The sequence below is a fragment of the Corticibacter populi genome (assembly GCF_004217315.1).
GTDB classification, from domain to species: Bacteria; Pseudomonadota; Gammaproteobacteria; order Burkholderiales; family Burkholderiaceae_C; genus Lampropedia; species Lampropedia populi.
Genome location: NZ_SGWR01000005.1, coordinates 327,358 through 351,863, shown reverse-complemented (window position 1 = coordinate 351,863; position 24,506 = coordinate 327,358). Strand labels below are relative to the sequence as shown.

The following is a 24,506-nucleotide window of genomic DNA, read 5'->3' as shown; positions in this document are numbered from 1 at the left end:
ACAAAACTATAATAACGCCCATGGCAGTCTGGACTCTCGGCATCAATCACAACACAGCCCCACTCGATCTCCGGGGCCGTTTTGCGTTCGCAATGGACCAGATCGCGCCCGCGCTGCATGGCCTGCGCCAGTCGCTCGCCGGCGGCCAGTCGCCCGAGCGCGTCGAAACCGCCATCCTCTCGACCTGCAACCGCACCGAGATCTACTGCTCGGCACCCGCAGCCGCACAGGAAGCCACGCTGGACTGGATGGCCAAGAGCGGCGGTATCAACGTCTACGAGCTGGCCGAGCACTCCTACACGCTTGAGAAGGATCTGGCCGCGCGCCATGCCTTCCGCGTGGCCAGCGGGCTCGACTCGATGGTACTGGGCGAGGCCCAGATCCTCGGCCAGATGAAAAACGCCGTGCGCATCGCCGATGAGGCCGGCGTGCTCGGCACCACGCTCAACCAGCTGTTCCAGCGCTCCTTTGCAGTGGCCAAGGAAGTGCGCTCGAGTACCGAGATCGGCGCCCACTCGATCAGCATGGCTGCCGCCGCCGTGCGGCTGGCCAGTCAGCTGTTCGAGGATTTCACCAAACTCAAGGTCCTGTTTGTCGGCGCCGGCGAGATGGTCGAACTGGTCGCCACCCACTTTGCCGCGCAGAACCCGCAGGCGATGGTCATCGCCAACCGCACGCTGGAGCGCGGCGAGAAGCTGGCGGCCCGCCTTGGGGCACACACGCTGCGCATCGCCGACCTGCCCGACAGCCTGCACGACTTCGACATCGTCGTCTCCTGCACGGCCAGCAGCGTACCCATCATCGGCCTGGGGGCCGTCGAGCGAGCCCTCAAGCGCCGCCGCAACAAGCCGATCTTCATGGTCGATCTGGCCGTGCCGCGCGACATCGAGCCGGAAGTGCAGCAGCAGGACAACGTCTACCTCTACACCGTCGATGACTTGGCCAATGTGGTGCAGGCCGGCAAGGCCAACCGTCAGGCCGCCGTGGCGCAGGCCGAGGCAATCATCGACTCGGGCGTGCAGAACTTCGTGCGCTGGCTGGAACTGCGCAACGCCGACAACCCGGTGGTGCCGCTGATCCAGCAGATCCACTCCCAGGCCGACACCTGGAGTCAACTCGAAGTGGCCCGTGCCCGCCGGATGCTGGCCAAGGGCGAGGACATCGACGCTGTGCTGCAGGCGCTGGCCAGCGGCATGGCCAAGAAGATGCTGCATGGCGCCGTCACCGAGCTGCGCAACAGCGACGTGCAGGAGCGCGCCCAGACCGCCCAGCTGGTTTCGCGCATGTTCCTGCGCGGCGAGACCCCGACCCGCCATTAGCGACCTGCCCGGCCTTGCCCCGGCAGACGCGGCTTGCGCCTGCCGTGCCGCCGGTTGCGGCACAATCCCATGCGGCGCAGCGCCTGCCGCGTCCAGACCCGCACCTCCCTCCATTCCACCGCGTCAGCCCGGTGCCGACACCACACCCCGCCATGCAAGCCTATCTGCTGCACCAGCTTGAACGCCAGGCCGAGCGCCTCCAGGAACTGGACTTCCTGCTCTCGCGCGAAGACATCATGGCCGACATGCAGCAATACCGCCGCATTGCCAGCGAGCATGCCGAAGTCACCCAGATTGCCGGACGCCACGCGCGCTACCAGGCCCTGCAGGCCGACCTGCAGACCGCCGAGGAACTGCTGGCCGATCCGCATTGCGATACCGAGACCGCGCAGATGGCCCGCGAAGAGATCGAGCATGCCCAGGCCCAGCTGCAAAGCCTGGAGGAGGAAGTCCAGCGCCTGCTGCTGCCTCGCGACCCGGACGACGCCCGCAACGCCTTCCTGGAAGTGCGCGCCGGCACCGGCGGCGATGAATCGGCGCTGTTCGCCGCCGATCTGCTGCGCATGTACGCCCGCTATGCCGACTCGGTCGGCTGGCGTGTCGAAGTCATCAGCGCCAGCGAAAGCGAACTGGGCGGCTACAAGGAAGTGGTGATCCGCATCGAGGGCGAACGTGCCTACGGTCTGCTGCGCTATGAGTCGGGCGGCCACCGCGTGCAGCGCGTGCCGGTCACCGAGACCCAGGGACGCATCCACACCAGCGCCTGCACGGTAGCCGTGCTGCCCGAGCCCGACGAGGCCGCAGCCGTGCAGATCAACCCGGCCGAGCTGCGCATCGACACCTTCCGCGCCAGCGGCGCCGGCGGCCAGCACATCAACAAGACCGACTCGGCCGTGCGCATCACCCACCTTCCCACCGGCATGGTGGCCGAATGCCAGGACGACCGCAGCCAGCACCGCAACAAGGCCAAGGCCCTGCAGGTGCTGGCCGCGCGCCTGCAGGAGAAGGAGCGCAGCGAGCGTGCCGCCAGGGACGCCGAGCAGCGCCGCAGCCTGATCGGCAGCGGCGACCGCTCTGACCGCATCCGCACCTACAACTATCCGCAGGGCCGCGTCACCGACCACCGCATCAACCTCACGCTCTACAAGCTGCCCAGCATCATGGAAGGCCATCTGCAGGAGTTGCTCGACGCGCTGCAGGCGGCCCGGGAGGCTGAGCTGATCGCCCAATTACAGCCGCAATGAATCCCCACCCCGCCATGCCGACCATCGCCCAGGCCTTGCGGCAGGCCCAGGCCGAAGGCCTGGATCGGCTCGACGCCCAGCTGCTGCTGCTGCATGCCCTGGGCCAGCCGCGCCAGAGCCGTGCCTGGCTGCTCAGCCATGACGAATGCGCGCTTGACCAGGCCGAACAGGCGCTCTATCAACAACTGTGCACGCAGCGGCGCGACGGCGTGCCACTGGCCTATCTGGTGGGCGAGCGGGAATTCTTCGGCCTGCCGCTGCAGGTTGGCCCGGCCGTGCTCGACCCCCGCCCCGATACCGAAACGCTGGTGGAATGGGCGCTCGACACCCTGCGGCTGCTGCCCGCCACCGCCCGGGTGCTCGATCTTGGCACCGGCAGCGGCGCCATCGCGCTGGCCATCCAGAGCCAGCGCCCCGATGCCCAGGTCTGGGCCAGCGATGCCAGCGCCGCCGCGCTGGCGCAGGCGCGCGCCAACGGCGGCGCACTGGGCCTGCCGGTTCACTGGCTCGAAGGCAGCTGGTTCGAACCGGTGGCGGCGGCGGGACTGGCGGCGTTCGACCTGATCGTCTCCAACCCACCCTACATCGCCGAGGACGACCCGCATCTGGCCGCGCTGCGCCATGAACCCATCAGCGCCCTCAGCAGCGGCCCCGATGGCCTGCGCGACCTGCACCACATCATCGCCACGGCACCCGCCTACCTGCGGCCAGGCGGCCACCTGCTGCTCGAACATGGCTGGCAGCAACACGCCGCCGTCGCGGACTATCTGAACCAATACGGGTATGTGGACGTGGGCGGCCGGCGAGATCTTGCCGGTCATTGGCGCTGCACCGGCGGGCGCCGGCCATGAATCCGCGATGCCGGCTGAGCACCTGCCGCCAGGGCTCGACTATGATCGATGGCTTGCGCTCCTCATCCAATTGAAAGGGACATGACTCCGGCCATCCGCAAAGCCCTCGACAAGCTCGGCCTGCTGCGCGACATCGATCTGGTGCTGCATCTGCCGCTGCGCTACGAGGACGAGACGCGCATCACCCCGATCGCCAGCTGCCGCGAAGGCCAGATGGTGCAGATCGAGGCCGCCGTGCTCAACAGTGAAGTGCAGTTGCAGCCGCGCCGCCAGTTGGTCGTCACCGTGCAGGATGCCAGCGGCGAATGCCAGTTGCGCTTTCTGCACTTCTATCCTTCGCAGCAGAAAGCCATGGCGCCTGGCAAGCGGCTGCGCATCCATGGCGAAGTGCGTGGCGGATTCTGGGGCCGGCAGATGCTGCACCCGCAGATCCGCAAGGCCGAAGGTCCGCTGCCAGCAGCCCTCACACCCATATACCCCATCAGCAAGGGCCTGCCGCAGGCCTATCTGCGGCGCATGATCGCCGTGGCGCTGCAACGCATCCAGATCGAGGAAACCCTGCCCGGGACCGTGCTGGCGCTTGCCGGGCCACCGCCCATTGCCGCCGGGCATGGCGCGGCCGCGGGCAGCGCCTGGTGGCCGCTGCACCAAGCTCTGCAGTTCCTGCACAACCCGGCGCCCGACGTGGCGCTGCAGACGCTCGAAGACCACAGCCATCCGGCCTGGCAGCGCCTCAAGGCCGAGGAGCTGCTGGCGCAGCAGCTCTCGCAGTTCAAGGTCCGGCAGACCCGCGCCGGCCTGGGTGCACCAGCGCTGTCGCCGCCAGCCGACATCAGCAGCGCATTGCCGCTGCATGAGCAACTGCTGGCGCGCCTGCCCTTCGAGCTGACGGCTGCGCAGCGGCGCGTCTGCGCCGAGATTGCCGCCGACATCGCCCAGCCACGCCCCATGCACCGGCTGCTGCAAGGCGATGTGGGCTCTGGCAAGACCGTGGTGGCCGCCATGGCGGCCTGCCTGTGCATCGATGCCGGCTGGCAGTGCGCACTGATGGCGCCCACCGAGATCCTGGCCGAGCAACACTTTCGCAAGCTGACCGAATGGCTCTCGCCGCTGCTGGCCGAACGCGAGCAGAGCGTGGCCTGGCTGGCCGGCGCGCAAAAGAAGAAGGAGCGCGCCGCAATGCTCGAAGCGGTGGCCGCCGGCAGCGCCATGCTGGTCGTCGGCACCCACGCGGTGATCCAGGACAGCGTCGAATTCGCGCGCCTCGGGCTGGTGCTGATCGACGAGCAACACCGCTTCGGCGTCGAGCAGCGCCTGAGCCTGCGCAAACGCCAGTCCACCGCCCCCGAAGACGCCCGCGCGCACGACAAGGGCATGGAGCCGCACATGTTGATGATGACGGCCACACCGATCCCGCGCACCCTGGCAATGACGTACTACGCGGACCTGAGCGTCTCGACCATCGACGAGCTGCCACCTGGGCGAACACCCATCGTCACGCGCCTGATCGCCGAGAGCCGCCGCGATGAACTGATCGAGCGCCTGGCCACCCAGGTGGCACAGGGACGCCAGGCCTACTGGGTGTGTCCGCTGATCGAGGAGAGCGAAGCGCTCGACCTCTCCAACGCCACAGCCACCTTCGAGGACCTGCAGCAGGCCATGCCCGGCGCGCGCATCGGGCTGCTGCACTCGCGCATGCCGGCTGCCGACAAGCAGGCCGTGATGGCGGGCTTCTCGGCCGGCGAGATCGGCGTGCTGGTGGCCACCACCGTCATCGAAGTCGGCGTGGATGTGCCGAACGCTTCGGTCATGGTCATCGAGCATGCCGAGCGCTTCGGCCTCTCGCAGTTGCACCAGTTGCGCGGGCGCGTGGGGCGCGGCAGCAAGGAATCGGCCTGCATCCTGCTCTACGCCACCGGCGACAACGGCCAACTCGGCGATACCGCCAAGGAACGCCTGCGCGCGATGGCGCAGACCAATGATGGCTTCGAGATTGCCCGCCGCGATCTGGAAATCCGCGGCCCCGGCGAATTCATGGGAGCGCGCCAGTCAGGCGCGGCGCTGCTGCGCTTTGCCGATCTGGATACCGATCAGGCCTTGCTGGAATGGGCCCGCCAGCTGGCGCCTCAAATGCTGCGGCAGCAGCCGCGCCTGGCCGAGCTGCACATGCAGCGCTGGCTGGGTGGCAAGTGGGATTATCTGAAAGCCTAGTGTCGGCCCTCAGGCTGGTTCCAGAACCTGTTTACGATCTTTTCGTGAGGGTCACGCGGGAGGTCAAGAATGCAGTGGACAAGACCCCCCGTCGCAGCCCGGACTGGCCGTCTGGGCAAGGCGGGCAATGCCGCCCGGTGCGTTTTTGACCTCCTGCCCCTTCGGGTTGCCCGGTTGCCCGCGGGAAGATCGTAAACAGGTTTTCAGCCGATCAGACCGAGAAGCTCGAACCGCAGCCGCAGGTGGTCGAGGCGTTGGGATTCTTGATGACGAACTGCGCGCCCTGCAGGTCTTCCTTGTAGTCGATCTCGGCGCCCACCAGGTATTGATAGCTCATGGCATCGATCAGCAGCGAGACGCCATTCTTGGTCATCGTGGTGTCGTCGTCATTGGCAATCTCATCGAAGGTGAAGCCATACTGGAAACCCGAGCAACCACCACCCTGGACGAAGACCCGCAGCTTCAGGTCGGGGTTGCCCTCTTCGGCGATGAGGTCGGCCACCTTGGCGGCGGCCGAATCGGTGAAGTTGATAGGCGCGGGCATTTCGGTGGGAAGGGTTTCGGTCACGGCATTCATGGTGGATCTCCAACAAAGCGGAAATTTGGTAATCGGCCAATGTTAGAGCAAATTCGATGACAGCATCAGCCTGCTGGTTTCTGGGCCTTGCCCGCGTCCACGGCTTCGTCCGCTCCGCCCAACCCGCTCGGCTCCCCTGCCTCGCCCTGCGCCGGCAATGCGCGCAGCACCTGGCCATTGGCAGCGCCGGCTCCGCGGGGCTCGACCAGTTGAGGCAGCGGCTCCTGGCCGGGCAGCAGGGCTCGCTCGGCCTTGCCGTCCTCTCCGGCGGGCGTGACCATTGGCAGCATGCGGCCGGAGAGCAATGCGCCGGGATGCATTTCCAACTGGCGGTAGCTGACATCGCCGGTAATGCGGGCCTTGGGCTGCAGCTCCAGCAGCTGCGTGGCGTGGATGGGGCCATCGACCCGGCCATTGATCACAACCACATCGGCGCGGATGCCGCCACTGACGCGGCCATGTTCCGAGATGAATACCAGCGTGCCCTTCTTGCTGGCACTGGCCTCGCCCGACACCAGACCCTGCACCGCACCATCAATGCGAATGCCATCGCTGAAGACGATATCACCCTGCACCTGGCACCCTTCGGCCACCAGGCTGCGAAGCGGGGGCTGTTTTCTTTTCGTGAACATCAATCATCCCTTGATTCAAATGCCGCAAAGGCCGAACGCCTGTCCGGCCCTCATGGCTGCAATTCGATCGTCTGGCTGCTGCGCTCCTGGCGCCCCTCGAACACGCGTGCCGTCACACTCGAAATCTGCACATCGGCCGGCACGCTCAATTGACCCTCGATCCGCTGATAGCGGCTGAATTCCAGCGCCTGCTGGGCCTTACCTGTCGGCAGGGACCAGGGCTCGCCGTCCTTCTGGCCACGCACTTCCCACTCAAGGCGGCCCTTGAACGTGCCGGCATCGCGACGCGGCTGCATCACCAGCAGTTGCCAGGACAGCTCCGTGGGCGTTCTGCGTTCGGCCTGCAGACTGCGGATGGCAATCGTCCCGTTGCCATTGGCCGGCAGCAGGTTCTCATAGAACCCCAGGTCGTCACGCAGACGCTGATTCTCCGCCTGCAGGTCGCGCACTTGCTGGGCCAGCAGCTCGCTGGTCGTGTGGTCGACCATGGCAAGTGCGTCGGACGAGCCAGCGCCGTCAGGCGCTTTGACGGTCGCCACCGCTTCTTCCTCACGCGCGGCCAGCTGCGCCTGCAGCGCCGCAAGCGTCTCCTGCAGCCGCTGCACTTCCTGTTGCCGGGCAGCCATCTCGGCCGACGGCCAGTGGCTGCGCTCGCAGGTCCAGATGATGAACACAGCACCGGTGCCAAGAATCACGAACAGCACCATCATCCGAAGCGGCCACGGCATGTGCTGCCGAATGGTGACACGGCGACTGATGGCCGGATGGCGGCGTCGGAACAAACGCAAACGCATGGATGTCGGGGGTCAGCCGACCGGTACTCAACGTGCCGGCCTCATGGCTGCTTGAGCCTCAAAAAGTCAAACATTATCAACGCATGCTGGCCGCTCTTGCAAAAAGACAAGAAAAAAGCCACGCAACCGAAGCGGCGTGGCCTTTTGCACGGCAGCTGCCGCCACAACGGGCGGCCCAGCGCCGATCAGCGCTTGGAGAACTGCTTGCGGCGGCGTGCGGAGTGCAGACCGACCTTCTTACGTTCGACTTCGCGGGCGTCGCGGGTGACGTAACCGGCCGCGCTCAGGGCGGGCTTGAGCGTCTCGTCATAGTCGATCAGGGCGCGAGTGATGCCATGACGCACCGCACCGGCCTGGCCGGATTCACCGCCGCCGTCGACGTTGACCAGGATGTCGAAGGTCTCGACATGGTTGGTCAGCACCAGCGGCTGCTTGGCAATCATGATGGAGGTCTGACGGCCGAAGTAGGACTCGACGTCCTTGCCGTTGACCGTGATCTTGCCGGAGCCTTTTTTCAGGAAAACACGTGCCACGCTGGACTTGCGGCGGCCAGTGCCATTGTTCCAATCACCAATCATCTTCAAAGCTCCTTAGATATCCAGCACTTTGGGCTGTTGGGCAGAATGCGGATGCTCCGCGCCACCGTACACCTTGAGCTTCTTGATCATGGCGTAGCCCAGCGGGCCCTTGGGCAGCATACCCTTGACGGCCTTTTCCAGGGCACGGCCAGGGTGCTTGGCCTGCAGATCGCGGAAGTTGATGGAACGGATGCCACCCGGGTAACCGGTGTGGCGATAATAGAATTTGTCCAGGGCCTTGTTGCCCGTGACCTTGAGCTTCGAGGCATTGATCACGACGATGAAATCGCCGGTATCGACGTGAGGCGTATAAATGGCCTTGTGCTTGCCGCGCAGACGGAGGGCAACTTCGCTGGCTACCCGTCCGAGCACCTTGTCGGTGGCGTCAATCACAAACCACTCATGTTGCACCTCAGCGGGCTTTGCGCTGACTGTATACATGAATCATTCCTTGATAGTGGTTTCGCAAGTCCTTTTCCACGGTCGGTGCCCTTCTGGAGTGGAGCCTCTTAGGTGGGAGTTGCAAGACCGGTGCGTGGCGTGCACGCACTGGCCCTGTTTTGCCGCGGGACTTCAAATCGCTGCAAACCGCGCATTCTATCCTGGTTCAACTCAAACACCAAATACAAGCGATGAGAAACATGAACGATGGCCGCCAATGGCCGCGGCAATGCATGCCCCATAATGCGCCCCATGTTCAGTTATCGCCACGCCTTCCATGCCGGCAACCACGCCGATGTGCTCAAGCACGTCGTGCTCAGTGCCACCCTGCGCTATCTCGTCCAGAAGGAGACCGCACTGTCGATCCTGGACATCCACGCAGGCTGCGGCCTGTACCGGCTCGACGGAGACTATGCCCGCACCAGCAGCGAAAGCCAGCAGGGCATCCAGCAACTGCTGGCCAGCCGCCGCGCCGCGCCGGACAGTCCGGTCGCAGCCGCCGTCGCCGGCTACCTGGATATCCTGCAGGCCTACAACCCAGGCATGGCTGATGGCGGATCGCCACGCATTTACCCCGGCTCTCCGGCCATCATGCAGCATTTTCTTCGCCCACAGGACCAGATGCAGCTTTTCGAGTTGCAGCCCGCCGACATGCGGGCCCTGGAGGGCAACATGGCCAATCTGCCACTGGCGCGCCGCACCCACGTCTGGCATGAGGACGGTTTCAACGGCTGCCTGCGATTTCTGCCGCCGCCGTCGCGGCGCGCACTGGTGCTTTGCGACCCCAGCTACGAGCTCAAGAGCGACTATGCCCAGGTCGTGCGCTGGCTGGATGCGGCACTGACCCGCTTTGCGACCGGCACCTACCTCATCTGGTACCCCATCATCCCGCGTCCCGAGGCACACGAGTTGCCGCGCAAGCTCAAGACCCTGGCCCGCCAGGCCGGCAAGTCCTGGCTGCATGCCACGCTCAGCATCAAAAGCGGGGTGCAGTCGGGTGTGCACATTCCTGGCGAGAAGGTCAAGCGCGGCGGCATGGCCGCCAGTGGCGTGGTCGTCATCAACCCGCCCTACACCCTGCATGCCGAACTGAAGGACGCCCTGCCGCAACTGCGCGACTGGATGGGGCAGGACCACCTGGCAGGTTTCCATCTCGAGAAAAGCCCCGACCATGGCTGAAGCTCCCGATACCCGTTCCACCGAAACCGTGGCGCTCCCTGCGCCAGGGCCGCGCATCACCATCCATTACTGCACGCTGTGCCAGTGGCTGCTGCGCGCCGGCTGGATGGCGCAGGAACTGCTCTCGACCTTCGGCACCGAACTGGGCGAAGTGGCGCTGATCCCCGGAACCGGCGGCATTTTCCAGATCCATTGCGATGGCGTGCTGATCTGGGACCGCCAGCGCGATGGCGGCTTCCCCGATGTCAAGACACTCAAGCAACGGGTGCGGGACCAAGTCGTACCGGAGCGCCAGCTCGGCCATATCGATCGCTGAACAATAGCCGAACCAGCGCCACACGCGCCTGGAATCAAGCCCTGGCGCGTTTGGGCTTTGACCGGCTGCAGTCGGCGCACAGGCCATACAGCGTCAGGTCATGGGCGTGCAGCACAAAACCTTTGGGCAGCAGGGCATTGAAGGTGTCATCGCAGCCCTCGACATCAAAGACCCGCTCGCAGACTTCGCAGCGAAAATGGTGATGGTGGTGCTGGGCCTTGTCCGCCAGTTCGTAGTAGAGCCGGTCACCCGGCAAGGGCACGGGCGAGAGCTCTCCCGCCTCAACCATGGCCTTGAGATTGCGGTACACCGTGGCAATGCCCAGGCGCGGCACGTGCTGCTGAGCAAACTGCAGGATTTCTGGCGGCGACATGGGCCGCGCCTCCGCCGTCAGCGCCGCCCGGATGGCTGCCCGCTGGCGCGTGGAGCGCTCTCCCGTCAGCCGCGGCTCGGCATCGCCCGCGGCAGTCTGGGCATGGGAAGAAGAGGCATCATGCACATGGCCGCACGGGCCGGCGTGATCGTGGTGGCGGTGACTCATGAAGTCATTGTGCCATCGGCCACGCCATTCAGGAAGAAGTGCCCCTGCAGCGCCGGCAACGGCCAACGTCCGCATCACATCCCCCATACCCTCGCCAAGCGATCGTCAAGCAGTCGTCAAGCAATCGCCAGGCAGTCGCTGTCATGGACGGCCATTGACCCAGCGCATTGCCAAAGCATGGCGGCAGCGCACGGTCGCAACTGGTACCATTTGCCACTTCAGGCCCCCTGCTGACCGCTGCATGCGGGCCTTCATCCACGCCCCATCGCCCCCATGCGTACTCCGTCCGCCTCACCTCGCCTCCTGACTCCCTCGTTGCGACCCGACATGCCAGCCGCCCGCCACGCGGCATCGGCACATCACGCGGCCGGCCAATATCATGCAGTGCTGGCATGGAGCGCGGCGCTGACTTTCGTGCTGGGTGCCGCCTGCCTCCCCAACCATGTCTGGGCACAGCGGAGTGAGCCGCCGGCCTCGGCGCCTGCCGGCACGCCGCAGATGGATCTGCCGCGGCTGGACATGTCGGTACACATGCACCGCATCCATGCACAAGTGGCGGCCACGCCCAGGCAGCGCGAGGTCGGGCTGATGTTCCGCCAACAAATGCCGGAGTACGAAGGCATGTTGTTCGTATTCGAGCAGCCGGCTACCCAGTGTTTCTGGATGAAGAACACGTTTTTGCCACTGACGGCGGCATTCATTGCCGATGATGGCCGCATCACCAACCTGGTCGACATGACGCCCTTCTCCAGCGACTCGCACTGCTCCTCCGAGCCGGTGCGCTATGTGCTGGAAATGAACCGGGGCTGGTTCGAGAAGCGCAAAATCACCGCAGGCACCCACCTGCGGAGCACCATATTCTCGGCCCCCACCCGCCCGGACTGATCCGGCATGGCCGCGCATGCCAGGGGCTGTGGATGCGCCAGTTCGCGCGCCCCAGCGCACCGAATCGATCCGGCTCACACCTTTTGCTTTATATTGCCAAGGGAATCAATGATTTCAGTGAAAAATATCAAGCACATTACAACCATTGGCGTTCCTTCTGGACAGACACAGCGTGATACTTTACGAATACCCATTCAATGAACGGATCCGGACCTACCTGCGTCTCGAGTACCTGCTGCTGCGCCTGCAGGAGTTGCTGGGCCGCTCGGAGGTCAACGACCATCAGTACGCGCTGCAGACCATCTTCGAGACGGCCGAGGTGGCATCGCGCACCGACCTGAAGACCGACATGCTCAAGGATCTCGAACGTCAACGCCTGGCGCTGCAGATCTACAAGGATTACCCCGACATCGACCACGGTGTGCTCGACCGCATCTTCAGCCGCATCGACTATTGCGCCAAAGGCCTCACGGCCATGACCGGCAAGCCTGGCCAAAGCATCTTCGAGAACGAATGGCTCAGCTCCATCCGCAGTCGCATGGGCATTCCAGGTGGCACCTGCAACTTCGACCTGCCGCACTTCCACCACTGGAAGCACCTGCCCTCGGCCTCCCGGCTGCGCGATCTCGAGACCTGGGCCAACAGCCTCACCCCCATCGCCGACACGGTATTCCTGCTGCTCAAGCTCATCCGCGATACCGGCACCGCACACCGCGTGGCGGTGGCGCGTGGCCAGTTCCAGCAGAACCTGCCATCGACGCGCAGTTTCCAGTTGCTGCGGTTGTGGGTGGAGCCGCGCGACAACGTCACCCCCGAAATCAGCGCCAATCGCCTGCTGGTTTCCGTGCGCTTCATGGAGCCGCATCTCGATGGCAAGCCCGTACAGGCCCAGAAGGACTTGTCGCTGGAAGTGGCGATCTGCGGCCTCTGAGCATCATCGGCAGGACCATCCCCGCCAACGCGCCAGCCAGACTGCCCCTCATGCCGGCATCGTGATGCTTGCTCCAACCAAATTCAACTCCAGCCATGCATCCAGACGACACTCCCGCGCCCGCACCGCGCGTGCGCTGCCCCAGTTGCGGGACAGAAACCGTCTTCGCGCCGGCCAACCCATGGCGCCCTTTCTGCAGCGAACGGTGCCGGCAGATCGACCTGGGCGCCTGGGCATCCGAACAGTTTCGCATCGAGGCCGCACCCAATGCGGATCCGGATGGTCATGAGCCGCCGGAGTCCGCGTAAGAACATCTTCACCGTTTTTTCGCGAACCGCACCGGGACGGGCTCGCGATCGCATGGGCCACCTGTTGCCGGGACAATCCGGCGCGATCAGCAGCGATGAAGCTGCTGCTGCGACCATATGCTCAGCCTCCCAGGGTGGCGATACCGCCTAGAATATAGCGCTTTGCATTCGCGATTCACCATTGGCCCCTGGCATGTCCGACCCCAAAACATCTTCTTCCAACGCCGCCGAGACCGCCCCTCAACAGGACGAAAACCAGCTGATCGCCGAGCGTCGCGAGAAACTGCGTGTCTTGCGCGTGGCTGCGGCCGAGACCCGCGCCCCCGTTTTCCCGAACGACTTCCATCCCAGCCACCGGGCGCAGCCCCTGCACGAGGCCTTTGACGGCAGCGACGCCGAAGCGCTGGAGGCCCAGGGCAAACGGGTGTCGGTAGCCGGCCGCATGATGCTCAAGCGTGTGATGGGCAAGGCCAGCTTTGCCACCATCCAGGATGCCACCGGCCGCATCCAGCTTTATGTGATGCGCGACGCCGTCGGCGAGGATGTCTACGCCAGCTTCAAGCGCTGGGACCTGGGCGACATCGTCGCCGCCGAAGGCACGGTGTTCAAAACCAAGACCGGCGAACTCTCGATCAAGGTCGAGCTACTGCGCTTGCTTACCAAAAGCCTGCGGCCACTGCCCGACAAGTTCCATGGCGTGGCCGACCAGGAACTCAAGTACCGTCAGCGCTACGTCGACCTGATCACCGACGAGAGCACGCGCGAGCGTTTCGTGGCACGCAGCAAGGCACTCTCTGGCATGCGCGCCTTCATGGTAGAGAACGGCTTCATCGAAGTCGAGACGCCCATGCTGCACCCGATCCCAGGCGGTGCCAATGCCAAGCCTTTCGTGACCCATCACAATGCGCTGGACCAGGAGATGTATCTGCGCATCGCCCCAGAGCTCTACCTCAAGCGCCTGATCGTCGGCGGCTTCGAGCGGGTGTTCGAGATCAACCGGAGTTTTCGCAACGAGGGCATCTCGGTGCGCCACAACCCCGAGTTCACGATGATGGAGTTCTATGCGGCCTACTGGAACTACCGCGACCTGATGGACTTCACCGAACGCCTGATCCGCGATGCCGCGCAAAAGGCAGTGGGCTCGCTGCAACTGAGCTACCAGGGCAAGCCGGTCGATCTGGCGCCTCCCTTCGAGCGCCTCACCATTCGCGAAGCCATCATCCGCTACACCGAGGCCGGCGACCAGGTCGATGACCGCGGCTGGCTCATGGCCGCGCTGCGCAAGCTCGGCCTGAGCGAGGAAAAGAGCCGCCTCTCTGGCCGCACACTCGCCAGCCTGCAGGTGCTCTATTTCGAGGAAGCCGTCGAGGAAAAGCTCTGGCAGCCCACCTTCATCATGGAGCATCCCACCGAGATCTCGCCACTGGCGCGCGCCAACGATGCACGCCCCGAGGTGACCGAACGCTTCGAGCTCTACATCACCGGCCGCGAATTCGGCAATGGATTCTCCGAACTCAACGATGCCGAAGACCAGGCCGCCCGCTTCAACGCACAGGTCGCCGCCAAGGACAGCGGAGATGACGAAGCCATGTACTACGACCACGACTTCGTGCGTGCGCTCGAATACGGCATGCCTCCCACTGGCGGCTGCGGCGTCGGCATCGACCGGCTCATGATGCTGCTGACCGACAGTCCCAGCATCCGCGACGTCATCCTGTTCCCGGCCCTGCGCCGCGAGCAGGACAAAGCCTGATCATTGGCATTGGCGCGATGCACCCGCGGGGAACCCATGGGCCCCATGCCTGACAGGCAACAGCCGTGCACAACTGCAAGCGAGCATCGGAACCATGTGGCATGGGACGCTGGATGACCTCTTCACCCGTCAGGAGACTCCCGTGATCGACCAGTACCTGCCCACCTGGATGCACGCCTGGCTGGCACCGCTGACGCTGTGCCTGCAGATTCTGCTGATCATCGTCACAGCCTGGGTGCTGCGGCGGTTGATCTGGCGCATCGTCGAGCGACTCGGCAGCAAGTACCTGTTCCCGCCCGGCATGCTGGTGCCGCTGCGCACCATGGCCGGCTGGTTCATCATTGTCGCGGCCTTGCTCATGGTGATGCAGCGGCTTGGCGTTTCGGCCACCGTGATCTGGACGGCCTTCACCGGCTTTGCCGCCGTGGCCGCCGTGGCATTCTTTGCGGCCTGGAGCGTGCTCTCCAATCTGTTCTGTTCCTTTCTCATCTTCACGGCCGCGCCGTTCCGGGTCGGAGATCGGCTGGAGATCCTCGACGCGGCCGACAAACCGGGCGTCAAGGGGCGCGTGCTGGAGATCCATCTGCTCTACACCAGCCTTGAGGACCTTACCAGCGAGGAGACCAAAGGCGCGCGCCTGCAAATCCCCAACAGCGCCTTCTTCCAGAAAAGCATCCGCCGCTGGCACCCGGACGAAGCCGACCTCAAGTCCTTCGTCTGGAAAGATTGAGAAGCCTGTGCGTTTCAGGCCAATGTTGTTTTTATGACAAATTGAGGAATTTTTGATGCGCCGCCGCAGCCCTTGCCTGGGTTTCCCGCGCCAGTCGTCATAAACTCTCCAGCCAGTTGCATCCCGTTTCCGAGGCATCGGTACCATGCCATCGGAAAGAAGGCGGAGACACCTTGACGTTCAGGAAACGCTGGCTGCAACCACACCATTCGACAACTTCCCAGGAAGAAGCACCATGAACAAGAAACTTGCTTTCGCTTTGATTCCCCTGCTGGCCGCCGGTGCCGCACAAGCCCAGAGCAGCGTGACGCTGTACGGCCGCATCAACACCACCCTGGAGCGCCAAAAGGTCGAGAGCTTCGATTCCTCCACGGGTCTGGTCAGCAATGCCTCCTTCATCGGCTTCAAGGGTTCCGAGGACCTGGGCAACGGCCTGAAGGCCGGCTTCGTGCTGGAGCAGGAAGTTGACGCCACCGATGGTTCGAACTCCAATGGTTTCGGCCGCCAATCCGAACTGTACCTGTCTGGCAACTTCGGTACGCTGCGCCTGGGCAACTACAACTCGGCCGCCTACACCGCCACCGCCGACTACATCAGCCTGCACAACCACGATACCGGCACCTCAGCCGACGCGCTGTATGCCTATATCGTGCCCAACACCGCCAAAATCGGCTACGTGACGCCTGATCTGGCCGGCTTCACCCTGGAACTGGGTTTCAACCCCAAGGACAACCAAGGTACCAGCAAGAACGCTTATGACCTGGCAGCCAGCTACAAGCTCGGCAATTTCGACCTGGGTGGCGGCTACGCCAAGTGGGACGATGCCGAAGCCTACACGCTGCGCGCCCTGTACAACAATGGCGCACTGGCTCTGGGCGGCTACGTGCAATATGACGACAACGGCTTCGGCGCCGGCCTGGGTGACCGCTGGGGTGCCCGTCTGGTGGCCGCCTACTACTTCGGCGCTTCCGAACTGCACGCCAATGTGGGATGGGCTGACGACTACGACAACCTGAACGACAGCGCCGCCACGCAATTCACGCTGGGCTACAACTACAACCTGAGCAAGCGCACCAAGCTGTACGGCTTCTACACCCGCGTCGACAACGACAGCAACGCCGGCTACGGCACTGGCGTGACTGGCAAGGACTTCAGCTCCTTCGCCCTCGGCGTGCGCCACCTGTTCTGATCAGAATAGATCCATTTTCATTGCGTTTGACGGCTGGCCTTCGGGCCAGCCGTTTTTTCTTGCCTCATCGTACGAGCACCCGTCACTGGGGCACATTTCTTGATGCGCATCAATGCTTTGGGCGGGGCAGCTTCGCTACACTTGGCCCGTATCTTCCCTTGGCCCTGCAACGCAGGGCCTTTTTTCGCCTGTTTGATATGGGCTGATATGGACCGACTCAGGTCCCATGCCCATGAGCACCGGGCAGATGGCCCCACAACAGCAAAGCGTCCCGCCCCTGCTGCTGCAGACAGACCTTGGCGCCCACCGGCAGGCTGACCTTGGTGGATACATGGCCGAATGGCAGATTGCTCAGGAGCGGAATGCCATGGCGTGACAGGCGCTCGCGCAAGCCGTCGATCACCGTCTGCAACCTGAAGCCCCGGTCATGCGGCGTCACGCGAGCCTCGGTGAACTGCCCCATCAGTACCGCCTGCTGCCGCTGCAGAATGCCCGCCATCTCCAGCTGCAGCAGCATGCGCTCGATGCGGTAAGGGCTCTCGCCCACATCCTCGAGGAACAGGATGCCATCGTCGACTTGCGGCAGATGGGGCGTGCCGACCAATGCCGTCAGCACCGCCAGGTTACCTCCCCAGAGTGTGGCATCGGCCACCTCCAGGCCGTCATGCCCGAGACTGTCCTTGCCGACCCGCCAGCCCGTGCCCTCGCCCACCCCGTAGAGCGCATCCTCGAAACAGGCGACGGTGATCTCATCCGGCTCGGGCTGAGCACCGAAGTCCACCCCCAGGCTGGCGCCGGCCCAGGTCACGCGACCGGTGCTGGCAAGCACCGCCAGTTGCAAGGCCGTGAAATCGCTGAAGCCCACGAACTGTGTGCCCTGGTCGATGGCCCGGGCAATCAATGCGTAGTCAAGCTGATCGAGCAGCCGCGTGATGCCGTAGCCACCACGGCTGATCAAGGCCACGTCGGCGCCGCTGCGTGCCGCGCGGTGGATCGCTGCGATGCGCGTGGCGTCATCGCCGGCAAACCGGGTATGGCGCAGCAAGGCGGCTTCATCAACATCGACGTGGTGACCCCATTGCCGCAAGCGTTTGATGCCCCGGCGGAAGGCCGCCCGATCCTGCACCGCGCCCGAAGGGGAATAAACATAGATGCGTCTGGTCGCATCCGGCCCATGCGCATGATGTGCGTGATCCTCATGGTGCGCATGATCGTGGTGGGCATGGGTACAGCCGGCATGGCTGCAGCGGGAATGATCGGAACTGGCGGGCATGGTGTGTGCGAAGCGGTCTGGGCAGGATGCCGTGGCAAAGAAAAAGCGCCAGGCAATGCTGGCGCTTGCGATTGTGCAGGAATTCCCGGCCGGTGGCTTACTCCGCAGTCTCCTCGGCTTCCTGCGGCTTGGTCTTGCCTTCCTTCTTGGGCAACGGCGAGATGTCGAGCTGGACCTCGTCCTTTTTGCCGCCCTTGCCGTCATCGACCTGCTGCAGCCCGATCACGACACGGCCACCATCAGCCAGTCGCCCGAACAGCAGCTCGTCGGCCAGCGATTTGCGGATCGTGTCCTGAATCAGGCGCTGCATCGGGCGCGCGCCCATCAGCGGATCGAAGCCCTTCCTGGCCAGATACCTGCGCAGTTCGTCGGTGAAGCTGACTTCGACCTTCTTCTCGGCCAGCTGGCTCTCGAGCTGCAGCAGGAACTTGTCGACCACGCGCAGAATGATCTGCTCGTCAAGCGGGCGGAAGCTGACGATGGCATCGAGCCGGTTGCGGAACTCGGGCGTGAACATGCGCTTGAGATCGGCCATCTCGTCGCCCGCCTGGCGCGGGTTGGTGAACCCGATGCTGGCCTTGTTCATGGTCTCGGCGCCCGCGTTCGTCGTCATGACGATGATGATGTTGCGGAAGTCCGCCTTGCGGCCATTGTTGTCCGTCAGCGTGCCATGGTCCATCACCTGCAGCAGGATGTTGTAGATGGCCGGGTGGGCCTTCTCGATCTCATCGAGCAGCAGCACCGCGTGCGGCTTCTTGGTGACAGCCTCGGTCAGCAAGCCCCCCTGGTCGAAGCCCACGTAGCCCGGCGGCGCGCCGATCAAACGGCTGACCGCATGCGCTTCCATGTATTCGGACATGTCGAAGCGGATGAGTTCGATGCCCAGAATGTAGGCGAGCTGGCGCGCCGCCTCGGTCTTGCCAACGCCTGTGGGACCCGAGAACAGGAAGGAGCCGATCGGCTTGTCGGGCTTGCCCAGTCCCGAGCGCGCCATCTTGATGGCCGACGACAGAACCTCTAGCGCCGGATCCTGGCCGAACACCACACTCTTCAGATCGCGTTCAAGCGTCTTGAGTTTGCTGCGATCATCCTGCGAGACGGCTGCCGGTGGAATGCGCGCGATCTTGGCGACGATGTCCTCGATCTCGGCCTTGCCGATGGTCTTCTTGCGCTTGGACGCCAACGCCACGCGCTGCGCCGCGCCGGCCTCGTCGATCACGTCAATGGCCTTGTCAGGCAGCTGCCGGTCATTGATGTAGCGCGCCGACAGCTCGGCCGCGGCCTGCAGTGCCGCCGAGGCGTACTTGACGTTGTGGTGCTCCTCGAAGCGGCTCTTGAGGCCCTTGAGAATATCCACGGTCTCGGCCACGCTGGGCTCGACCACGTCGATCTTCTGGAAGCGCCGCGACAGCGCCGCATCCTTCTCGAAGATGCCGCGGTACTCGGTGAACGTGGTCGCGCCGATGCAGCGCAGCTGGCCGCTCGAGAGCGCCGGCTTGAGCAGGTTCGAGGCATCGAGCGTGCCGCCCGAGGCCGCGCCAGCGCCGATCAGCGTGTGGATCTCGTCGATGAAGAGGATCGCCTCGGGCTTGTCCTTGAGGTTCTTGAGCACGCCCTTGAGGCGCTGCTCGAAGTCACCTCGGTACTTGGTACCTGCCAGCAGTGCGCCCATGTCGAGCGAATAGACCACGGCGTGTTCGAGCACCTCGGGCACATCGCCTTGCGTGATGCGCCATGCCAGGCCTTCGGCAATGGCCGTCTTGCCCACCCCGGCCTCACCCACCAGCAGGGGGTTGTTCTTGCGGCGGCGGCACAGCACCTGCACGGTACGCTCGACCTCGAACTGACGACCGATCAGCGGATCAATGCGTCCTTCGGCCGCAGCCTGGTTGAGATTGTGGGCATAGAGGTCGAGCGGCGTGGCCTTCTCGCTGCGCTCACCGCCTTGCGCCTGACCCTCGTCCTGCTCGGCGCTGGCCTCGGCTGCGGCCGGCTTGTCGGCCGTCTCGCCCTTGCGAATGCCGTGGGCGATGAAGTTCACCACGTCCAGACGGGTGATGTTCTGCTGGTGCAGGAAATACACCGCGTGCGAATCCTTCTCGCCGAAGATGGCAACTAGCACGTTGGCGCCGACCACTTCCTTCTTGCCGTTGCCGGTGGACTGCACGTGCATGATGGCGCGCTGGATGACGCGCTGGAACCCCAGCGTCGGCTGGGTGTCGACCTCATCCTCGCCGGCGACCTGGGGGATGTTGTCCTTGATGAATCCGGTCAGGGCTGCGCGCAGCTCATCCATATTGGCGTTGCAGGCGCGCAGAACTTCGGCCGCGCTGGGATTGTCCAGCAGTGCGAGCAGCAGGTGCTCGACGGTAATGAATTCATGGCGTTGCTGACGAGCCTCCACGAAGGCCATGTGCAAGCTGACTTCCAGTTCTTGAGCAATCATTGAATCGAACTCCTTGTGTGCTTGCCAAAAAGATGATCCTCAATTGAGGGCGACCGGACCGAAATCAAGCGCTGTCTGAGGGCCAATGACCCTGACCCACTTTGGCGTCTGTCACCAGCACCCCGCCACAAGGCACGGAGGCCGGCAAGCCCTGCGCGAACCCCGGCTGGGCATTCCCCATGAACCGAAGCTTGTTGCATAGCATCATGACCCAATCATCTGGCAGCGTCAATCGGCCAAGGGCTCGCAGATGCACTGCAGCGGATGCCCGGCCTGTGCGGCGGCATCCATCACCAGCGCGACCTTGGTGTTGGCGATGTCGCGGGTGTAGACGCCGCAGACTCCGCGCCCGTCAAGGTGGATCTTGAGCATGATCTGGGTGGCCAGTTCGCGGTTCTTGCCAAAAAACTCCTGCAGCACCGCAATCACGAACTCCATCGGAGTGAAATCGTCATTGAGCATCACCACCTGGTACATCGGCGGCGGCGAGAGCTTTTGCATCCTGCGCTCGGCCACCACGGTGGCGTCCTCCTGCGGCGGCGCCACATATGGCGGAGCGGCAGGGGTCTTGCCGGGAGGACTGGAGGCGTTGAACAAGGGCGCGGACATGCCAAGCATTCTAGCAACCTCCGCCGTCTCTCTCTGCCATGGCATTCGCGGCAATGGTCTCGACATGGGGCCAGGGCGCATCCTCGATGAGATCAGCCAGAAACCGCCTCACCCCGCCGCAGCCTGTGCCGGGTCCGGCCGCCAGATGACCTTGCCGCCCGTCTCCTTGCCAATGCCATCGAGCATGGACTCATGGGCCGCCAGTTCCTCGGCGCTGGCGCGGATGACCGGCAATGCAATGCGGCTGAGATCCTCCCGGCGCGTATCCACGTTGGTGGTGCTCGGAGTTTCGTCGGCATCCATCAGCAAGGCATCCTGGCCGCGCGTGAGGTTGATGTAGACCTGTGCCAGCAGTTCCGAGTCCAGCAGCGCGCCGTGCAGCGTGCGCGAGGATTTGTCGATGCCAAAGCGGTCGCACAAGGCATCGAGCGAATTGCGCTTGCCCGGGAAGGACTGCTTGGCCAGGGCCAGGCTGTCGATGATTTCCAGCACATGCTCGCGCAGTGCCGGCCGTCCAGCGAGGCGCAGCTCGTTGTCGAGGAAGGCGACATCGAAGGCAGCGTTGTGGATGATCAGCTCCGCGTCCCGCAGGTACTCGATGAACTCCGGCACCTTCTCCGCAAAGCTGGGCTTGTCCTTGAGGAATTCGGTGGTAATACCGTGCACCCGCAATGCATCGGGGTGGCTGTCCCGATCGACCTTCAGGTAGTAATGCAGGTTATTGCCGGTGAGCTGGCGGTTGAGCAGTTCGACACAGCCGATTTCGATGACGCGATCGCCCTCGGCGACCGACAGGCCGGTGGTTTCGGTATCCAGGATGATTTGACGCATGGAAAGCAGGGAGAAAACGGGAAGGGACCTCGACAGCCGCTAGTGTAGCGCCCAGGCCGCGCCGCCCCGGATCGCCTTCGGGCGGCCCGGCCCCGTGAAGCCCTGTCAGCTCCAAGGTTTTCCGATAGACTGGGCGCCCCTGCCCATCAGCGTATCGCTTTGCGGAGACACGATGCAAACCAACCAGTGCCCGGCCGCCCCGCCCTATCCCGTGACCCATGTGCCAGCCGCCGCGCCGCAAGGGGGCGTTGCCGGCAATGCGGCGGCGCTGGCGGGCACCGCCCGTGCGGCGGAACTGGCAGGCAAGCGCATCGTGCTGGGACTGACGGGCGGCATTGCCTGCTACAAGGCGGCCGAGCTGTGCCGCCTGCTGGTCAAAGCCGGTGCCAGCGTCCGTGTCGTCATGACCGAAGCCGCCAGCCAGTTCATCACGCCGGTGACCATGCAGGCGCTCTCGGGCCAGCCCGTGCATCTGTCGCAATGGGATGCGCGCGAGCCCAACAACATGCCACACATCAACCTCGGCCGCGAGGCGGACGCCATCGTATTGGCGCCCTGCAGCGCCGACTTCATCGCCAGGCTGGTGCAGGGGCGTTGCGACGAACTGCTCAGCCTGCTGTGCCTGGCCCGCCCCATCGAGCGCACCCCGCTGCTGCTGGCGCCCGCCATGAACCGGGAAATGTGGCAGCATCCGGCCACCGCCCGCAACCTGCGTCAGGTGGCCGAGGATGGCGCCATCGTGCTTGGCGTCGGCAATGGCGAACAGGCCTGCGGCGAGACCGGCGATGGCCGCATGCTCGAGCCTTGGCAGATCCTGCACGACCTCATCACCTTCTTCACGCCCAAGGTGCTGGCAGGCAAGCGGGTGCTGATCACCGCGGGCCCCACCTACGAAGCCATCGACCCGGTACGCGGCATCACCAATCGCTCCAGCGGCAAGATGGGTTTTGCCATCGCCCAGGCCGCGCAGCAGGCCGGTGCCGAAGTCACGCTCATCAGCGGCCCGGTGGCGCTGGAGACGCCGCGCGGCGTGCTGCGCATCGACGTGCAGTCGGCCCGGCAGATGCTGGAGGCCGTACAGCAGCAGGCCGGGGCAGCCGACGTCTTCATCGCAACGGCCGCCGTGGCCGACTGGCGCCCGGCCAGCATGGCCGACGCCAAGATCAAGAAGGCCGAAGGCGAGGCCACACCGGGCCTGCAATTCGTCGAAAACCCCGACATTCTCGCCACCATCGCCCACAGCCCGCGCGCCGAAAGCGGCCAGCTCTATTGCGTGGGCTTTGCTGCCGAAAGCGAGAACCTGGTGGAATACGCCACGGCCAAGCGCCGCCGCAAGGGCGTGCCGTTGCTGGTGGGCAACATCGGCCCCAACACTTTCGGCCAGGACGACAATGTGCTGACGCTCTTCGACGACAGCGGCCATGTCGAGTTGCCACGCGCGAGCAAGCAGGTACTGGCGCGCCAATTGCTGCTGGAAATCGCCGCGCGGCTGCCGCGCCGGCAGTAGCTCAAGCGACATGGGTGCCGCCGATGGCGGGCCTAAGCTACCGGCAGCACCCACACCGACCGACCAGTCCATGCCCGTCCCTTCCTCCGGCCCATCCGCCGCCCACTCCCGCGCCATCTGGCGCATGCTGGCGGCGCTGATCGGCTGTTTCGCACTCAGCCAGGCCTACCGCACCACCGCCGGCATCCTGTCGGTGCCGCTGATCTCGCAGTTCGGCCTGGACGACCGCCAGATGGCCGTGGTCGCCGGCGTGTTTCACCTCGCCTTCGGCAGCATGCAGTTGCTGATGGGCATCGGCATCGACGTGTTCGGCATCCGACGCACCATCGTGATCGCCTTCCCGCTGACGATCGCCGGTGCGGCACTGGCAGCGCTGGCGCCGTCACCCGCCGTGCTGATCGCCAGCCAGGCACTGATCGGCATCGGCTGCGCTCCGGCCTTCCTGGTCTGCACCGTGTTCATCGCCCGCCATTTCCCGGCGGAGAAGTTCGCCGCGATGTCCGGCCTGGCGCTGGGCATGGGCGGGCTGGGCCTGATCTTCACCGGCACGCCGCTGGCCTGGCTGGCCGAGCATTTCGGCTGGCGCGCCTGTTTCTGGGTGCTGTCGGGCCTGAGCCTGCTCGGCTGGGTGATGATCTACCTGAGAGTCTTCGAGCCAGCCGCACTGGCGGTTGGTACAGCGACCGGTACATCTTCTCCTGCCCGCGCAACCACTGCGCGTCCCTCGCTGCTGGCCTCCCTCAAAGGCTATGGGGCGCTGCTGCGCATGCCGCACACGGCCGGCATTCTGGCGCTGGTGTTCGTGGGCTACGCCTCCTTCATCAGCCTGCGCGGGCTCTGGCTGGCACCCTTGCTGGTCGACCGTTTCGGCCAGAGCCTGATCTTCAGCGGCAATGTGGCATTGGCGTTGTCGCTGATCTCGCTGTTCGCGCCGTCGCTGTTCGGCCGCATGGATCCGGGCGATGCCCGGCGGCGCTACTGGCTGATGGCCTTTCCCTGGTCGCTGGTGCTGCTGTTCGTCCTGCTGGCCTGCGCCAGCAGCCTGACGCTGGCGATCGGCTGCATCATCGGCGTCGCCATCTGCATGGGCTACACGGTCTGGCAGTATGCCGACGTGCGCAGTGCCTACCCCAGCGACATGACCGGACGCGCCATGGCCCTCTTCACCATGTCGATGTTTCTCGGCGTCGCCTTCATGCAGTGGCTCAGCGGCCAGGCTGCCAGTTGGGCCGAGCAGCATGGCCATGAGAAGTACGCAGCCGTGTTCGGTTGCATCGCCGCCATGATCGCGGCCGGCACCCTCGCCTACACGCTGCTGCCCAAGCCGGCCCGCAAGCCTTGATGCCGGCCGGGCGGCTGCG

24 protein-coding genes are annotated in these 24,506 nt (G+C 64.7%); 14 read left to right on the top strand and 10 right to left on the bottom strand.

Going from position 1 to position 24,506, the window contains the following annotated elements; all coding sequences use genetic code 11:
• Positions 1–20 precede the first annotated feature (20 nt).
• From hemA to recG, 4 genes are all read left to right on the top strand, one after another.
• Positions 21–1,319, top strand: coding sequence for a glutamyl-tRNA reductase (hemA, locus tag EV687_RS18155; RefSeq protein ID WP_122225774.1), 1,299 nt, complete (start codon positions 21–23; stop codon positions 1,317–1,319).
• Positions 1,320–1,471: 152 nt separating this feature from the next.
• Positions 1,472–2,563 carry a peptide chain release factor 1 gene (prfA, locus tag EV687_RS18150; protein ID WP_122225773.1) on the top strand — a complete coding sequence of 364 codons (1,092 nt, stop codon included), beginning with the start codon at positions 1,472–1,474 and terminating at the stop codon, positions 2,561–2,563.
• A gap of 14 nt (positions 2,564–2,577) precedes the next feature.
• Positions 2,578–3,414 (top strand): peptide chain release factor N(5)-glutamine methyltransferase, encoded by an 837-nt coding sequence (prmC, locus tag EV687_RS18145; RefSeq protein WP_122225772.1) that lies wholly within the window; start codon positions 2,578–2,580, stop codon positions 3,412–3,414.
• Positions 3,415–3,495: 81 nt separating this feature from the next.
• Positions 3,496–5,625: an ATP-dependent DNA helicase RecG gene (gene recG / locus EV687_RS18140; protein ID WP_242612715.1), complete on the top strand. Its 2,130-nt coding sequence runs from the start codon at positions 3,496–3,498 to the stop codon at positions 5,623–5,625.
• Between the two features lie 211 nt (positions 5,626–5,836).
• Here recG and erpA read toward each other — a convergent pair whose 3' ends face one another.
• The 5 genes from erpA to rplM form a co-directional block, all read right to left on the bottom strand.
• Positions 5,837–6,202 carry an iron-sulfur cluster insertion protein ErpA gene (gene erpA / locus EV687_RS18135; protein ID WP_122225770.1) on the bottom strand — a complete coding sequence of 122 codons (366 nt, stop codon included), beginning with the start codon at positions 6,200–6,202 and terminating at the stop codon, positions 5,837–5,839.
• Between the two features lie 65 nt (positions 6,203–6,267).
• Positions 6,268–6,834 carry a bactofilin family protein gene (locus EV687_RS19340; protein WP_122225769.1) on the bottom strand — a complete coding sequence of 189 codons (567 nt, stop codon included), beginning with the start codon at positions 6,832–6,834 and terminating at the stop codon, positions 6,268–6,270.
• A gap of 50 nt (positions 6,835–6,884) precedes the next feature.
• Positions 6,885–7,562, bottom strand: a complete 678-nt coding sequence (locus EV687_RS18125) for a DUF6776 family protein (RefSeq protein WP_130466554.1) — start codon at positions 7,560–7,562, stop codon at positions 6,885–6,887.
• Positions 7,563–7,813: 251 nt separating this feature from the next.
• Positions 7,814–8,206, bottom strand: a complete 393-nt coding sequence (gene rpsI, locus EV687_RS18120; RefSeq protein WP_122225767.1) for a 30S ribosomal protein S9 — start codon at positions 8,204–8,206, stop codon at positions 7,814–7,816.
• Positions 8,207–8,218: 12 nt separating this feature from the next.
• Positions 8,219–8,647: a 50S ribosomal protein L13 gene (gene rplM / locus EV687_RS18115; protein WP_122225766.1), complete on the bottom strand. Its 429-nt coding sequence runs from the start codon at positions 8,645–8,647 to the stop codon at positions 8,219–8,221.
• Positions 8,648–8,899: 252 nt separating this feature from the next.
• Between rplM and EV687_RS18110 the strand changes: the two genes are divergently transcribed.
• Both EV687_RS18110 and EV687_RS18105 read left to right on the top strand, forming a co-directional pair.
• Complete coding sequence (locus EV687_RS18110) at positions 8,900–9,826, top strand: 23S rRNA (adenine(2030)-N(6))-methyltransferase RlmJ (RefSeq protein ID WP_122227003.1); 927 nt, start codon at positions 8,900–8,902, stop codon at positions 9,824–9,826.
• The gene (locus EV687_RS18105) at positions 9,819–10,142 is read left to right on the top strand and encodes an Rdx family protein (protein ID WP_122225765.1); all 324 of its coding nucleotides are present in this window, start codon (positions 9,819–9,821) and stop codon (positions 10,140–10,142) included. Before EV687_RS18110 ends, EV687_RS18105 begins: the two co-directional genes overlap by 8 nt.
• A gap of 34 nt (positions 10,143–10,176) precedes the next feature.
• On the opposite strand, the gene EV687_RS18100 is transcribed toward EV687_RS18105, so the two are convergent.
• Positions 10,177–10,683, bottom strand: coding sequence for a Fur family transcriptional regulator (locus EV687_RS18100; protein ID WP_122225764.1), 507 nt, complete (start codon positions 10,681–10,683; stop codon positions 10,177–10,179).
• 327 nt (positions 10,684–11,010) lie between these two features.
• On the opposite strand from EV687_RS18100, the gene EV687_RS18095 reads away from it, so the two are divergent.
• The 6 genes from EV687_RS18095 (at position 11,011) to EV687_RS18070 (ending at position 16,479) form a co-directional block, all read left to right on the top strand.
• Positions 11,011–11,568 carry a DUF192 domain-containing protein gene (locus EV687_RS18095; protein ID WP_122225763.1) on the top strand — a complete coding sequence of 186 codons (558 nt, stop codon included), beginning with the start codon at positions 11,011–11,013 and terminating at the stop codon, positions 11,566–11,568.
• 172 nt (positions 11,569–11,740) lie between these two features.
• Positions 11,741–12,499, top strand: a complete 759-nt coding sequence (gene zapD / locus EV687_RS18090) for a cell division protein ZapD (protein ID WP_122227001.1) — start codon at positions 11,741–11,743, stop codon at positions 12,497–12,499.
• 95 nt (positions 12,500–12,594) lie between these two features.
• Positions 12,595–12,807 (top strand): DNA gyrase inhibitor YacG, encoded by a 213-nt coding sequence (locus EV687_RS18085; RefSeq protein WP_122225762.1) that lies wholly within the window; start codon positions 12,595–12,597, stop codon positions 12,805–12,807.
• Positions 12,808–13,000: 193 nt separating this feature from the next.
• Complete coding sequence (lysS, locus tag EV687_RS18080) at positions 13,001–14,560, top strand: lysine--tRNA ligase (RefSeq protein ID WP_122225761.1); 1,560 nt, start codon at positions 13,001–13,003, stop codon at positions 14,558–14,560.
• 94 nt (positions 14,561–14,654) lie between these two features.
• Positions 14,655–15,290: a mechanosensitive ion channel family protein gene (locus EV687_RS18075; RefSeq protein WP_207226502.1), complete on the top strand. Its 636-nt coding sequence runs from the start codon at positions 14,655–14,657 to the stop codon at positions 15,288–15,290.
• Between the two features lie 235 nt (positions 15,291–15,525).
• Entirely contained in the window at positions 15,526–16,479 is a 954-nt protein-coding gene (locus tag EV687_RS18070; RefSeq protein WP_122225760.1) for a porin, read from the top strand.
• A gap of 217 nt (positions 16,480–16,696) precedes the next feature.
• Here the strand turns inward: EV687_RS18070 and EV687_RS18065 are convergent, their stop codons facing one another.
• The 4 genes from EV687_RS18065 to dnaQ form a co-directional block, all read right to left on the bottom strand.
• A complete protein-coding gene (locus EV687_RS18065) occupies positions 16,697–17,752 on the bottom strand; it encodes an LD-carboxypeptidase (protein WP_122225759.1) in 1,056 nt (351 codons plus the stop codon).
• A 97-nt stretch (positions 17,753–17,849) separates the two neighbouring features.
• Positions 17,850–20,198, bottom strand: coding sequence for an ATP-dependent Clp protease ATP-binding subunit ClpA (clpA, locus tag EV687_RS18060; RefSeq protein ID WP_122225758.1), 2,349 nt, complete (start codon positions 20,196–20,198; stop codon positions 17,850–17,852).
• A 228-nt stretch (positions 20,199–20,426) separates the two neighbouring features.
• A complete protein-coding gene (gene clpS / locus EV687_RS18055) occupies positions 20,427–20,807 on the bottom strand; it encodes an ATP-dependent Clp protease adapter ClpS (protein ID WP_122225757.1) in 381 nt (126 codons plus the stop codon).
• Positions 20,808–20,915: 108 nt separating this feature from the next.
• Positions 20,916–21,638: a DNA polymerase III subunit epsilon gene (gene dnaQ / locus EV687_RS18050; RefSeq protein ID WP_122225756.1), complete on the bottom strand. Its 723-nt coding sequence runs from the start codon at positions 21,636–21,638 to the stop codon at positions 20,916–20,918.
• A 172-nt stretch (positions 21,639–21,810) separates the two neighbouring features.
• Here dnaQ and coaBC point away from each other — a divergent pair, with 172 nt between their 5' ends.
• Positions 21,811–23,145, top strand: coding sequence for a bifunctional phosphopantothenoylcysteine decarboxylase/phosphopantothenate--cysteine ligase CoaBC (gene coaBC / locus EV687_RS18045; protein ID WP_122225755.1), 1,335 nt, complete (start codon positions 21,811–21,813; stop codon positions 23,143–23,145).
• 70 nt (positions 23,146–23,215) lie between these two features.
• Positions 23,216–24,487, top strand: coding sequence for an MFS transporter (locus tag EV687_RS18040; protein WP_242612714.1), 1,272 nt, complete (start codon positions 23,216–23,218; stop codon positions 24,485–24,487).
• Positions 24,488–24,506: the final 19 nt, after the last annotated feature.

Coding starts and splice junctions, on each gene's coding strand:
- prmC (WP_122225772.1), top strand. CDS start 2,578: ATGCCGACCATCGCCCAGGCCTTGCGGCAGGCCCAGGCCGAAGGCCTG.
- EV687_RS18085 (WP_122225762.1), top strand. CDS start 12,595: ATGCATCCAGACGACACTCCCGCGCCCGCACCGCGCGTGCGCTGCCCC.
- clpS (WP_122225757.1), bottom strand. CDS start 20,807: ATGTCCGCGCCCTTGTTCAACGCCTCCAGTCCTCCCGGCAAGACCCCT.
- EV687_RS18110 (WP_122227003.1), top strand. CDS start 8,900: ATGTTCAGTTATCGCCACGCCTTCCATGCCGGCAACCACGCCGATGTG.
- EV687_RS18070 (WP_122225760.1), top strand. CDS start 15,526: ATGAACAAGAAACTTGCTTTCGCTTTGATTCCCCTGCTGGCCGCCGGT.
- dnaQ (WP_122225756.1), bottom strand. CDS start 21,638: ATGCGTCAAATCATCCTGGATACCGAAACCACCGGCCTGTCGGTCGCC.
- EV687_RS18100 (WP_122225764.1), bottom strand. CDS start 10,683: ATGAGTCACCGCCACCACGATCACGCCGGCCCGTGCGGCCATGTGCAT.
- clpA (WP_122225758.1), bottom strand. CDS start 20,198: ATGATTGCTCAAGAACTGGAAGTCAGCTTGCACATGGCCTTCGTGGAG.
- EV687_RS18125 (WP_130466554.1), bottom strand. CDS start 7,562: ATGCCGTGGCCGCTTCGGATGATGGTGCTGTTCGTGATTCTTGGCACC.
- recG (WP_242612715.1), top strand. CDS start 3,496: ATGACTCCGGCCATCCGCAAAGCCCTCGACAAGCTCGGCCTGCTGCGC.
- hemA (WP_122225774.1), top strand. CDS start 21: ATGGCAGTCTGGACTCTCGGCATCAATCACAACACAGCCCCACTCGAT.
- erpA (WP_122225770.1), bottom strand. CDS start 6,202: ATGAATGCCGTGACCGAAACCCTTCCCACCGAAATGCCCGCGCCTATC.
- rplM (WP_122225766.1), bottom strand. CDS start 8,647: ATGTATACAGTCAGCGCAAAGCCCGCTGAGGTGCAACATGAGTGGTTT.
- EV687_RS18105 (WP_122225765.1), top strand. CDS start 9,819: ATGGCTGAAGCTCCCGATACCCGTTCCACCGAAACCGTGGCGCTCCCT.
- lysS (WP_122225761.1), top strand. CDS start 13,001: ATGTCCGACCCCAAAACATCTTCTTCCAACGCCGCCGAGACCGCCCCT.
- EV687_RS18040 (WP_242612714.1), top strand. CDS start 23,216: ATGCCCGTCCCTTCCTCCGGCCCATCCGCCGCCCACTCCCGCGCCATC.
- EV687_RS18095 (WP_122225763.1), top strand. CDS start 11,011: ATGCCAGCCGCCCGCCACGCGGCATCGGCACATCACGCGGCCGGCCAA.
- coaBC (WP_122225755.1), top strand. CDS start 21,811: ATGCAAACCAACCAGTGCCCGGCCGCCCCGCCCTATCCCGTGACCCAT.
- EV687_RS18075 (WP_207226502.1), top strand. CDS start 14,655: ATGTGGCATGGGACGCTGGATGACCTCTTCACCCGTCAGGAGACTCCC.
- EV687_RS19340 (WP_122225769.1), bottom strand. CDS start 6,834: ATGTTCACGAAAAGAAAACAGCCCCCGCTTCGCAGCCTGGTGGCCGAA.
- rpsI (WP_122225767.1), bottom strand. CDS start 8,206: ATGATTGGTGATTGGAACAATGGCACTGGCCGCCGCAAGTCCAGCGTG.
- EV687_RS18065 (WP_122225759.1), bottom strand. CDS start 17,752: ATGCCCGCCAGTTCCGATCATTCCCGCTGCAGCCATGCCGGCTGTACC.
- prfA (WP_122225773.1), top strand. CDS start 1,472: ATGCAAGCCTATCTGCTGCACCAGCTTGAACGCCAGGCCGAGCGCCTC.